Here is an 11,618-nt window from a genome sequence, read left to right as displayed (position 1 = left end):
TGAAAACATTCTGGAAGGAGCGTAAAGAGCCGACTCTCGCGCATAACGGTATGCTAGTCTGCCTCATATGGCGGACAGAACTTCCAGCAAGGGCAAGGCAAGTCGCTCGCGGACTTCAGTGAAATCTTCCCAATCCAAATCCCCGCCTCTCACAAAGAACGCGAGAAATGGGGCACCCAAAGTAACGACCAGCAAACAATTTCTCAGCGATAAGGTCGGGCAATTCACCGAGTCCGTCATTCGCGAGATGACGCGGCAGGCGATGCTGCATGGCGCGGTTAATCTGGCGCAGGGCTTCCCCGACTTTCCCGCTCCGGCGGAGATCAAACAGGCAGCGCAGCAGGCGGTTGCAGCCGACGTGAACCAGTACGCGATCACCTGGGGCGCGAAGAATCTGCGCAATGCGATTGCACGGCAGATGGGCGTGTGGCAAGGGATTACGGTTGATCCCGAAAAAGAAATTACGGTTTGCTGCGGCTCGACCGAGGCGATGATTTCGACTCTGCTCGCCGTGTGCAACGCGGGCGATGAAGTTGTGATCTTCGAACCGTTTTACGAAAACTATGGGCCGGACTCAGTTCTCAGTGGGGCGAGGCCCAAGTTTGTGAAGCTACGTCCGCCGGCAACCGATGGCGGAGAGTGGACGTTCGACGAAAGGGAACTGCGGCGCGCCTTCCACAAACACACCAAGGCCGTCATACTAAATACGCCCAACAATCCTACCGGAAAGGTCTTCACGCGGGCCGAACTGGAGTTGATTCGCGATCTGTGTGTCGAGTTCGATGTGCTCGCGATTACCGACGAGATCTACGAACATATTCTTTACGACGGCACCAAGCATATTTCAATGGTATCGCTCGAAGGCATGCGCGAGCGGACGGTGACCATCAATGGCATGTCAAAAACCTACAGCGTAACGGGATGGCGCGTGGGATGGGCAGTTGCACCGGAGAAGATTAGCAATGCGATCCGCAAGGTGCATGACTTTTTGACGGTGGGCGCACCTGCGCCGTTGCAAGAAGCGGGTGCGGTCGCGCTGACCCTGCCCGCGGAATATTACGCGAAGCTGGCGGAGGGATATCGTGTGCGGCGCGATCATCTGATGCCGGCGCTGACGGTAGCGGGCTTTCAATGCTTTCGCCCGCGCGGGGCATATTACGTCATGACGGATATTTCGGCATTCGGATTCGACGACGATGTGTCGTTTGCGAAATATCTGGTGCAGGAAATCGGCGTGGCCTGTGTTCCGGGGTCGAGTTTCTATCGCGATCCGCGAGACGGGGCGCGACAGGTGCGATTTGCCTTCTGCAAGAGGCCGGAGACGCTGGATGCGGCCGCCGTGAAACTGCGCAAGCTGACGCGCTGAGTTCACAGGCCCGCACAGAGGAACAGAGCAGAGGAGTTGCCCGGCGAACAACGGGTTCCTCGCTGCGCTCGGAATGACAAAGCATCCTGATGATAATGGAGCGGAGGAAAGGCTATTTCGTGATCTCTACTTTCGTGACGACGCCACACGCTATCCGGTCGCCGGAATTGCCGGACGGGTCGGTCTTGTAATCGTCGGCCTTGGCATGGATCACAATCGCCGTGCCTCCGTTGCTGAAGAGCGAGTGGCCGTCGCCGCCAAGGGTCACGTCGTTGTCCAGCATTTTGATCCCGTTCGCCTTTCCCATTGCATCGACGATGAAATTCTTCATGTCGCCGGCGTGGTGTCCATCTGGATTATCGAACCCGTGCTTCTTGCCACCGGGATTGAAGTGTCCCCCCGCCGATTTGAAGTCGGGACCATCGCACTTGGGAATTTGATGGAAGTGTATGGCATGTTCCCCTGGAGCCAGGTCATGCAAATGCAGTTCAAGGCCGACACCCTGCCCTTGCGTCCATAGATCAATCGTGCCTACAGATTTCCCTTCCGCGTTCATTAGCTGTATTACTCGCATCGCGGGGGACTTAGCGATCATGGGTAACACGCAGGCGAGCGCCAAGGCGCCAGAAGCAAGATATTTCATTGGAATCACACCTCCAAGGACGAACAAAATTATAGCCCATGGGGATTCAAGCTTGCCCGCACCGGTGTCTCGCCTATTTTCCCGTAGTCGCGCAACACTAGGGCGACAAGCGGCGAGGCTACGTTCGGCGTGCAGTAGAATAGAGGCATGGCGGAGCGTACTTTTACTTTGGAGGAAGCGCAGTCGTTGCTGCCGGTGCTGGAGTCCCTGCTGCGCACCGCGATTGCGGCCAAGAGCCTGATGGAAGCGGTGGAGGCCGAACAACAGGCTCTCGGCCACCGGATTTTTCTCAATGGCGGCATGTTCGTCGATGTCGTGCCTCTGGCTCGGCGCAAGGCCGAGCGCGTGAAAGCCGAGCAGCGCGCCAAAGATGCGCTGGCGGAGATCGACTCGATCGGCGTGCAGGTGAAAGACATCGACATCGGGCTACTCGACTTTCCCTGCGACATTGACGGCCAGGTGATTCTGCTGTGCTGGAAGATGGGCGAGAAGTCCATTACCCACTGGCATGGGACGCAGGAAGGATTCGCGGGGCGCAAGCCGATCGACGAGCGGATTGCGCGTGGGAAGCGGGCGAATTAGGGCAGGCGTCGGCGTCAGGCGTCAGGCCTCAGACCTCAGACCTTTCCTCGCTGGAACTGACGCCCAGTGCCGACGCCTGCCTCTTAAATCTGCTCGAATCTAAAAAGTTTCTTATCTTGCAGCAACATACTCCAAAGTTCAGGGTTTACAGGCTAGAAGTGCAATCAGGCCAAACACGGACTATTGCGGCACAATAGGCTGGCACAATTTTATGAGGGCCGGTGGAGTTGCCAGACCTGAATCTGTGCAGACAAGCTTCCATGAAGCAGCTTCCTTAAACCTGAGATCTTAGCAAGGGGATCGGCGATGAACACGAATCGGGCCGCGGTGCGGTGGCTGTTGGTGGCAGTCGTCATCTTATCGTTTTTGTCGTTTTCGGTTACATCGTTTTCGCAGATCGGGGTGGGCGTTTCGGTGCGCGTTGGTCCGCCGGCGTTGCCGGTTTACGCGCAGCCGCTCTGCCCCGGGCCGGGATATCTGTGGACCCCGGGGTACTGGGGTTGGAGCGATGATGGCGGTTACTACTGGGTGCCGGGCACCTGGGTGATGGCGCCGGTCGGCATGTTGTGGACGCCCGGTTACTGGGGATGGGGCGGCGGATTCTATGCCTGGCATCCGGGATACTGGGGGCCGCACGTCGGCTTCTATGGCGGAATTAACTACGGATTCGGTTATGGCGGCGTCGGCTTCGTCGGCGGCGAGTGGCGCGGCGGAGGGTTCTATTACAACCGCTATGTCACCAACGTCAGCGTGACGAACGTGACCACGGTCTACAACCGTTCGGTCGCGGTCGACACAACGAACACCACAAGTTATAACGGCGGCGAAGGCGGAGTGAAGGCCGCGCCGACTCCGCAGGAAGAAGCGGCTGCGCACGAACCGCACACCGCTCCGCTGGCGGAGCAGACGCAGCACGAGCAGGCAGCCAGCCAGAATCGGCAGAACTTCGCGTCGGAAAATCAAGGGCGTCCGGCGGTTGCGGCCACGTCCAGGGCTGCCGATTTCAGCAGCCGGTCGGCAGTTCCGGCGCGGTCTGCGGGCGGAGAATATCACGCGCCCGCGATGTCTCCGAAAGAGGCGCGGGTAGGGGCGCCCGCGGGGAATAAGGGGGCATCGAACGACGGCTTCCGGGCGTTTACGCCGCCATCGAAAAATAACGGATCGAGTGCGCACCATTCCACGGCGTCGAAGCCGAGCGCGCCGAGGCAGAATTCCCACAGATCAAGTCCACCACCCCGAAAGCAGAGTGGTCCCAAGAAGGGGCGATAAGGAATTACTAGACGAAAGAGAATAAAGAGCAATGTGGGGACAGCCGCCCCCGGCTGTCCGGCGGAGCGAAGCTCCGCTGGTTTTTGACTTTTGCCCCATCCTTAACTTTTATGCAAAGACCCAGCCGGGCTTTGCCCGGCCGGACAGCCGAGGGCGGCTGTCCCCACATAATTTCTTGTTCCACCGAACCGAGAGTTGGTGAAGGCCTGACATTTTCTGCAAGCTGAATTGCCCTCGGCGTTCTAACCGGGAGCAAGTGGCTAGGGCGGTCGGAGGGTGATTAGCAGAGATGGTTCCGCGCCCGCGGCCTAGGTACCACGGTGTCTGCCAGGCGAAATCATCTCTGCTACAATTTTTGCAGGTTGTGGGCGGATAGATCTAGCGGGTCGAATCCATAGATATCGTTCTAAAGATCGCAGCGGGGCGCGACCGAGGAGTCTCAATCATTTATGTCATCGACGAAGCAGAAACTCCGGCTGATCGGCGCCTTGGCCGCGCTGGCAACCCTAGCCCTGGCAGTAAGCTGCCGGGGATTTTTCGTGAATCCGACACTAACCGGTGTTTCGGTCGGTCCCCAGAGTCTAACCCTGAACGTAGCCCAGACCTATCAAATGAGCGCGACCGGTACCTATAACGATGGCAGCCAGAAGACGCTGACATCAGGAGTATCGTGGTCATCCAGTGATTCCACGACCGTGTCTGTCGGACAATCCTCCGGCATAGTGGATGGAGTCCAAACGGGATCTGCTACGATCACAGCTTCCTCTGGCTCATGTTCCGCGTGCACTGGATCGACGACGGTCACCGTCGTCCTGACCAACGTGACCTCGATCACGGTCAGCCCGAGCAGCGGAAGTGCCACAGTCAATCAAACCTCAGCCTATTTCAGCGCAACCGCTGAGCCCAGCGGGACCGATATTACCAACGCAGGTGCAGTCTGGACCGTTCAGGATTTGAGTGGCACCGATCAGACCGCGAACTTCACGCTTACCTACGTGGCTGGCCAAGGCGAAGGGTTTGAGCCGTTGATTGGCGCAACAAGCGCGCAATATAACGTCGTTGCCAGCTATCCAGGTACCAACGCAGTGGGTAAAGCAACTCTGAACGTCACACAATAGGTGTACGCACGCCAAGATGAACAAGGCGGCCCCATTTCTCACGTTCTTCGCGCGAGAAATGGGGCGTTGCGCTCTCTTGGGAGCATCCGAGTCGGCCTTCAGTTCGCGTCGTAGCCGACGAGGGACACCGACGTCGCGGAGTCCGCAGGAGTCCCCGACCAGCCCAGCGACATGGCGGTGTCGGCCGTCCCGACCACGTTGAGTTTCAGTGTTTGGGCTAGCCAGAGGGACCGAGCCTAGCACTCGGCCGGATGCATGCTGAAAGAAAGTAAAGTATCTTCTGTTACGAAAGCCGAACGGGCAACATCACGCACCCAGCAGGAAGGTTTACGGGAGCTTAATTACGGGCGATCTTCATCTCTCAGCTTCTTCAGAGCAGGCCAGTCAAAGGCAGTTCTACCGGTCTTCGTCTCGTGCAGCCGAGTTTTGTGCAGCCGATGAGCTCGCGCGCGAATGCGCTTGAACGCGGCCAGGACATGCTTTTGACTTTTTTTCATTCTGCAATCCAAAAATCAAAAGATCTGCAATCGTCGACTACTCTTTCATCACCGCATCGATGGTGGAATAAAGCTGGCTGTTGTCTTTGACTTCGACGTAAGGGCGGTTGGGATTGCGGCTGCTGACGATGTAGACCGTGGGGGTGTGGTCGAGCTTGATGGCTTTGCCGAGATCGCGATCGGCGTTCACTTCGGCGGCCAGTTTCCCGCCGGGATCGATGACGTACGGCAGGTCCACCTTGTGCGCGGCGGCGAATTTTTCGGCGTAAGAGCGCAGGTTCGATGGATCGATCTCGAGTTGGTTCTCAAAAATGTAATCGCGGAACTCATTGCCCAGGGCCTTAGATTTTGTATCGAAATAACGCGCCATCACCGCGGCCTGATACGACCAGTTGTGCATAGGCAGCGGAAAATCGTGTCGCACCACGGGAATCTTGTAGGTCTTGGAAGCCTGTTCGACCAGCGGAGCCAGGCGGCGGCACATAGGACACTGTAGGTCTTCGAAGACCACAATGGCAACCTGCGATCCCTTGGGGGGACGCAGGACGGTATCCACGGTATCCTGGGCCGAGGCGCAAACCGCGGCGGCGAGTGCGAGGCAAGTGACGAGGAACGAGATATCCAGACGAGTGCGAAACTGTTTGTTCTTCATTGGGATCTCTAGATCTTTATCAGCGATACTTGTCGATGGCGGAGCTATTTCCTTATTAACCGCTTCTATTTTAAACGCTGGAGCCCTTCCAGCGGCAGCCCGCGTCCAGGAATTTCCCTACCTCGACGTCTTGCCAACGACGCCTTGCCAAACGATGATAACCGAGACCGGTTCCGATGTTTTGATCGTTCAAGATTGTGTTGTTGGATATTTGCGGATCCTTGCGCGTTCTTGCGCGGCAGTTCTTCGCGTTTTTGCGGTGAAGCATCTTAAAACCGCAGTGCCAAGAATGATAGTCAAAGTGCCTAAAAGGATGCTTGGGCTGTCCCTAGAGCGTCACTACTCAGCCAGCAAACTCACACCGGCAACGCGCTATAGTAAAAGTTTGCGGCTTAGCACTTAGCACTCATCATGCGAATTCGTGCTCATTTCCGCTCAGGCAGACTCGTTCTGCTGGTTTTGCCGGCGGCCGTCGTACTTTCGCTTCTGCTTGTTCCAGGGTGTAGCCGGGGCCGGCATCGGGTGCTGGAGGTGGCGTATGTCTCGGCCCCACAGGCGTCGCTGCGCGACCAGGTTGCGGTGGCTTTTAGTCGCGTGGGCAGCGTAAAAAATGGAGAACGCGTCGAGGTGCTGGAGCGCGAGAAGCGTTTCGCCCGGGTGCGCACTGGCAGCGGACTCGAAGGCTGGATTGAACAGCGCTCTTTGGTCGACCAGAAAACCTTTGACGCCCTCCAGAAGCTCAGCGCGGATAATCAGGCGGATCCCATCCAGGCCCCGGGAATTCTGCGCAACGAAACGAATATGCACGTGACGCCGGGCCGCGAAACGGAACATCTTTATCAGTTGGCGTCGGGGGCGAAGGTGGCGATCCTGAAACGGGCGACTGCCGAGAGACAGCCGGGCGCGGCGCCGGCTCTGAAAGCCTCGAAGCCCGGAAAGGCCGCACCGTCGGGCCCGCCACTAGAGGATTGGTGGCTGGTGCGCGACGAGCAGGGCCGCGTGGGATGGGTGCTGGCGCGCATGGTGGATGTTGACGTCCCACTCGACATCGCGCAATATGCCGAAGGCCAGCGCTTCGTCGCCTTCTTCGCGCTGAACGAGGTGCCCGACAACGACAAGGGAGTGCAGAAACAGGTGCCGCAATACCTTTGCGTGATGACCGATCCGCACGACGGCCTGCCCTACGACTACGATCAGGTGCGCGTCTTTACCTGGAACACCCGCAAGCATCGCTATGAAACGGCATATCGCGAGCACGGTCTTAACGGAGTTCTCCCGGTCACGGTGACCAAGCAGGAGTTCGATAAAGAAGGAACTTTGCCAGTGTTCATCCTGCGAGTGAAAGACGATGCGGGCAATGTTACTGAGCGAAAGTACAAGTTGAACACGCCGATCGTCCGCAGAGTGCTGGCGCCCGGTGAAGTCCTGTCGCGAGGAACGACGAAACGACGGCGCTAACGGCAGTTTCCGTCACATTTTTTCCCCATTGGGCAAGCTGGTTCGCGACAAGCCTCGGCCACCGCCACCTTCCAAATGTCATACCATTCCTCGATAGCTTCTACTGATTTTTGTATTCGAGTCAGTCGTTCCAATACTAAATCATTGAAAACAAACTGTTTGTTTGTAGGAGTGTTTGGATCGTGACTTGCACTAAAGGTTGCGTTCCAGTGTGAGCATTGTTGTTGTACGACAGATATCATGAAGCCCGCATAGACGGGTGAGTAATTTGCAGGCGCTTGAAAGCCCAAGCTCTCACATTATTTCAAGAAGTCTCAGAGGTCTTGCAATCCAGTGGTTGCAGTCTAGGCTTGCAATTCAGCGGAACGCCCGCTTGTGCCCAGGGAAACCGGCCAAGGCGCTGGCATCCGATTGTCATTGTCAGTCTTTAGTGGCGAAAAATTTCGAAGGAGGCAGGAAATGCGGTTTACAAAATTGAGCAAATTGCTCGTAATTTTGACGGTGACAGCCCTGTTGATCCCCGGTGCGCTGTTGGCGCAAAGTGCAACGACAGGCGCGATCTCGGGCACGGTGACCGATCCGTCGAATGCCGTGGTCGGCAGCGCGACGGTCGCGTTGACGAATAGCGAGACTGGAGTTACGGCTACCGCGACCACGAACGCCTCGGGAGCGTTCGGCTTTCCACTGTTACAGCCCGGCGCTTACAAAGTCAGTGTCAAGCGTGAGGGGTTTCGCACCACCGAGAAGTCGGCTCCAGTAGCGGTAGGACAGACGACGACGGTAAATATCCAACTGGTGATTGGATCCGGCGCGGAAGTTGTGGAAGTTAGCGGCGCAGCCCCCCTCATCCAAACAGAGGATGCCAACCTTTCCACCACCTTTTCAGCCAAGCAGGTCGACTTGCTCCCCAACGGCGGCAACGATCTGACGGCGGTTGCCAATACTTCGCCTGGAGTTCAAATCAACACTTCGAGCGGCGGTGGTTACGGCAACTTCACGGCTTTCGGCCTCCCCGCAACGTCGAACCTGTTTACGGTCAATGGCAACGACGAAAACGATCCGTACCTGAACCTGAACAATTCTGGCGCAACCAACCTGCTGCTGGGTAAGAACGAAGTTCAGGAAGTATCGGTTGTCAGCAACGGATACACCGGCCAATACGGTCGCATGGCGGGTGCGCAGGTTGACTACGCAACCAAATCCGGTACCAACAATTGGCACGGAAACGCTCAGTACTTTTTCAACAGCGGCGGCATGAACGCCAACGACTGGTTCAACGTTCAGTCGGGAACTCCGCTTCCGCAGGAGAATAATAATCAGTGGGCGGCATCTATTGGCGGGCCGATCAAGAAGGACAAGCTGTTTTTCTTCTTCGATACGGAAGGTCTGCGGTACATCCTCGGGACCGCCCAGCAGACAGTGCTGCCGACGGCAGCTTTTGCAACGGCCGTGGAGAACAATCTAGCGGCGAACTCCACGATTTTGGCGGGGGAGACACTCAATAACTCGTCGGCTTTTTACACGCAGATGTTCAATGCGTACCTTAGCGCGCCCGGGATCAACCGAGCGGTGCCTGTCGACGATAGTTTCGATTCGACGCTTAATCTTGGCTGCGGCGACCTGAACGTGGGTGGGAATTTCCTGCCGTCGCTGGCACAATTCGGTGGTCTTCCTACCACTTTCAACTCAGCTTACGGCGTGAACAACGGCGGCGGTGGGGTTCCCTGTTCCCAGCAATTCCACTCCAATGCCGGACAGCTTAGCCACGAATACATTATCGTGGGCAAGGTGGATTGGGTTGCTTCTGAAAGCGACAAGCTGAACTTCAGGTTCCGCGCCGATCGTGGACTGCAAGCTACGTACACCGACCCTGTTAGTCCGGTATTTAATGACAACAGCGGTCAGCCCCAGGACGAAGGTCAGATGAACTGGACGCACACCTTTGGTCCCAGGGTGTTGAACTCCTTCATCATGTCGGGTCTTTACTACAGCGCATTCTTCAAATCGGTCAACCAATCGGCGGCGACTGCCCTTTTCCCCTACGCGATGCTGGATTTCGACACTTCCTCGTGGTCGGATGTGGGCGGCATAAACTATGATTTTCCGCAGGGACGAAATGTAACTCAAGCTCAGTTCGTGGATGACCTCTCAATAACGCGAGGCTCGCATGAACTGAAAATGGGCGTCAACTTCAAGCGTCTCGACATTACCGACGGAATTTTCGGCGTCCGCGCGGTCACGCCTCTGAACGAGGTATTTTCCACTACCGATCTCGTCTCAGGGTTCATTGACATTTTTGCCCAGCGGTTTCCGACGAGATTGGAACAGCCCATGGCGATGTACAGCATGGGTCTGTATTTCCAGGACCAATGGCGAGTGAATAGGAATCTCAAGCTGACCATGACTCTGCGAGCCGATCGCAACTCAGACATGGTCTGCCAAACGAATTGCTTCTCTAAACTCGCAGGCGGGGATTTCAGCCAGATCACGCATGACACCGCAACACCCTACAACCAACTCATTATCGCCAACCAGCATTCGGCCTTCCCCAATATCGAGAGAGTTGTGATGCAGCCCCGGTTCGGCTTCGCTTGGGATCCGAGAGGAAACCAGAAAACGGTGCTTCGGGGAGGGGTTGGCCTGTTCTCCGACCTGTATCCCGGCACAATCGTGGATACCTTCGCACGCACTTCTCCGAACCTCAACAGCTTCGTCCTGGGTGGGCTGCCGTATTCTCCGGACGAAGGAGCGATTAGCGCAGAAGCTACAGCGCAGAGCACGAATGCTGCATTCGCCGCCAACTTCACGAATGGAGGCAATTCGCAAACCTTACCTCCAGGAGCTGCTCGCCCCACTTACAATTCGGTCGTAAACACGCTCAAGAACCCGAAGTATCTGGAATGGAACTTCGAGGTTCAGCAGGCGATCGGCCCGAAGACGTCGCTCAGTCTGAACTATGTCGGAAACAAGGGATATGACGAGTTCATCAATAACGCTTTCGAGAACTCGTATAGCACGAATGGCTTTGTTGGCTTGCCGAGCACGAAGCCCGATGACCACTTCGGGATTGTGACCTTGCTGAACAACAGCGGCATTTCCAACTATAATGGTCTGACTGGCACCGTAACCCGGCGCTTCACGGCTGGGTTTACAGGCACCTTCAATTACACCTGGTCACATGCTTTGGATGACGTCTCCAACGGTGGAGTCCTGCCTTTTAGCAATGGCGACAGCTTCCTCAACCAAATTAGTCCCATTAGCCTGCGCAGCCTGAACTACAGCAATTCGGATTATGATGTGCGACACAACATCAGCGCGAACTATGTTTGGGAGCTTCCGTTCAAGGCGAACGGATTCCTGAACAAAGCGGTTAGCGGTTGGGTACTCTCCGAGACCTTCTTCTGGCGCAGCGCATATCCATACACAGTCTACGACAGCGCCGCCCCGGCGGGCGCTGTTTCTGGACTTGGCAATGCAAGCAGTCTCACGATTCTGCCCGACTTCCTGGGCGGCTCAACGCCGAGCTGCCTGTATCCCGGGATCGGGGCGAATCCGACCCAGTGCCTTCAGGGCTCACAGTTTACCCCAGTCGGGTCTGAAACCAATTTCGGTAATATTCCTCGGAATTCCTTCCGCGGCCCTCACTACTTCAATTCGGACATTAGCATCTTGAAAAATATTCCGTTGACGGAGCGGATCAGTCTTGGGCTCGGCGCGAACGCGTACAACGTGTTCAACCACCCGAGCTTCGCAAACCCGGTTTCGGATACCAGCAGCAGTCAATTCGGAACAATTCGGTCCACTGTGGAGCCGCCGACCAGCCCGTATGGTGCGTTCGTTGGATCTGCGGTATCTGGACGGTTACTGCAAGTGCAGGCTCGGTTGACCTTCTAACCGATTCGGCAACTGTAAAAACTTGGGCGGCCTCGAATGAGGCCGCCCCTTTTATTAAAGCAAAGTTCATGCTTATTGAAGAGAGTTACTTACAAGCGGCAGACAAACGCAGAGCCATGTGGGCAGACGCGTCCACTCA

At 56.6% G+C, this 11,618-nt stretch carries 8 protein-coding genes; 6 read left to right on the top strand and 2 right to left on the bottom strand.

Annotated features, from left to right (window positions below; all coding sequences use genetic code 11):
• Nucleotides 1-118 precede the first annotated feature (118 nt).
• Nucleotides 119-1,366 carry an aminotransferase class I/II-fold pyridoxal phosphate-dependent enzyme gene (locus VGM18_00105; GenBank protein HEY3971369.1) on the top strand — a complete coding sequence of 416 codons (1,248 nt, stop codon included), beginning with the start codon at nt 119-121 and terminating at the stop codon, nt 1,364-1,366.
• A 112-nt stretch (nt 1,367-1,478) separates the two neighbouring features.
• Here the strand turns inward: VGM18_00105 and VGM18_00100 are convergent, their stop codons facing one another.
• Nucleotides 1,479-2,009, bottom strand: a complete 531-nt coding sequence (locus VGM18_00100) for a superoxide dismutase family protein (protein ID HEY3971368.1) — start codon at nt 2,007-2,009, stop codon at nt 1,479-1,481.
• Between the two features lie 147 nt (nt 2,010-2,156).
• Here VGM18_00100 and VGM18_00095 point away from each other — a divergent pair, with 147 nt between their 5' ends.
• From VGM18_00095 to VGM18_00085, 3 genes are all read left to right on the top strand, one after another.
• Nucleotides 2,157-2,591 carry a DUF2203 domain-containing protein gene (locus VGM18_00095; GenBank protein ID HEY3971367.1) on the top strand — a complete coding sequence of 145 codons (435 nt, stop codon included), beginning with the start codon at nt 2,157-2,159 and terminating at the stop codon, nt 2,589-2,591.
• Between the two features lie 306 nt (nt 2,592-2,897).
• Nucleotides 2,898-3,860, top strand: coding sequence for a hypothetical protein (locus VGM18_00090; GenBank protein ID HEY3971366.1), 963 nt, complete (start codon nt 2,898-2,900; stop codon nt 3,858-3,860).
• 449 nt (nt 3,861-4,309) lie between these two features.
• Complete coding sequence (locus tag VGM18_00085) at nt 4,310-4,978, top strand: Ig-like domain-containing protein (GenBank protein HEY3971365.1); 669 nt, start codon at nt 4,310-4,312, stop codon at nt 4,976-4,978.
• A 534-nt stretch (nt 4,979-5,512) separates the two neighbouring features.
• Here VGM18_00085 and VGM18_00080 read toward each other — a convergent pair.
• The gene (locus VGM18_00080; GenBank protein ID HEY3971364.1) at nt 5,513-6,127 is read right to left on the bottom strand and encodes a thioredoxin domain-containing protein; all 615 of its coding nucleotides are present in this window, start codon (nt 6,125-6,127) and stop codon (nt 5,513-5,515) included.
• 411 nt (nt 6,128-6,538) lie between these two features.
• Here VGM18_00080 and VGM18_00075 point away from each other — a divergent pair, with 411 nt between their 5' ends.
• Together VGM18_00075 and VGM18_00070 are read left to right on the top strand one after the other, a co-directional pair.
• Nucleotides 6,539-7,585 (top strand): SH3 domain-containing protein, encoded by a 1,047-nt coding sequence (locus tag VGM18_00075; GenBank protein ID HEY3971363.1) that lies wholly within the window; start codon nt 6,539-6,541, stop codon nt 7,583-7,585.
• 459 nt (nt 7,586-8,044) lie between these two features.
• Nucleotides 8,045-11,479 carry a carboxypeptidase regulatory-like domain-containing protein gene (locus VGM18_00070; protein ID HEY3971362.1) on the top strand — a complete coding sequence of 1,145 codons (3,435 nt, stop codon included), beginning with the start codon at nt 8,045-8,047 and terminating at the stop codon, nt 11,477-11,479.
• Nucleotides 11,480-11,618 lie beyond the last annotated feature (139 nt).

The organism is Candidatus Sulfotelmatobacter sp. (assembly GCA_036500765.1).
Classification (GTDB): domain Bacteria; phylum Acidobacteriota; class Terriglobia; order Terriglobales; family Acidobacteriaceae; genus Sulfotelmatobacter.
Note: the sequence above shows the minus strand (reverse complement) of the source record. Positions and strands in the feature narration are given on the sequence as shown.

What these genes read in the sequence shown, in the direction of transcription:
- VGM18_00090 (HEY3971366.1), top strand. Translation starts at nt 2,898, where the DNA reads ATGAACACGAATCGGGCCGCGGTGCGGTGGCTGTTGGTGGCAGTCGTC.
- VGM18_00095 (HEY3971367.1), top strand. Translation starts at nt 2,157, where the DNA reads ATGGCGGAGCGTACTTTTACTTTGGAGGAAGCGCAGTCGTTGCTGCCG.
- VGM18_00085 (HEY3971365.1), top strand. Translation starts at nt 4,310, where the DNA reads ATGTCATCGACGAAGCAGAAACTCCGGCTGATCGGCGCCTTGGCCGCG.
- VGM18_00080 (HEY3971364.1), bottom strand. Translation starts at nt 6,127, where the DNA reads ATGAAGAACAAACAGTTTCGCACTCGTCTGGATATCTCGTTCCTCGTC.
- VGM18_00100 (HEY3971368.1), bottom strand. Translation starts at nt 2,009, where the DNA reads ATGAAATATCTTGCTTCTGGCGCCTTGGCGCTCGCCTGCGTGTTACCC.
- VGM18_00075 (HEY3971363.1), top strand. Translation starts at nt 6,539, where the DNA reads ATGCGAATTCGTGCTCATTTCCGCTCAGGCAGACTCGTTCTGCTGGTT.
- VGM18_00070 (HEY3971362.1), top strand. Translation starts at nt 8,045, where the DNA reads ATGCGGTTTACAAAATTGAGCAAATTGCTCGTAATTTTGACGGTGACA.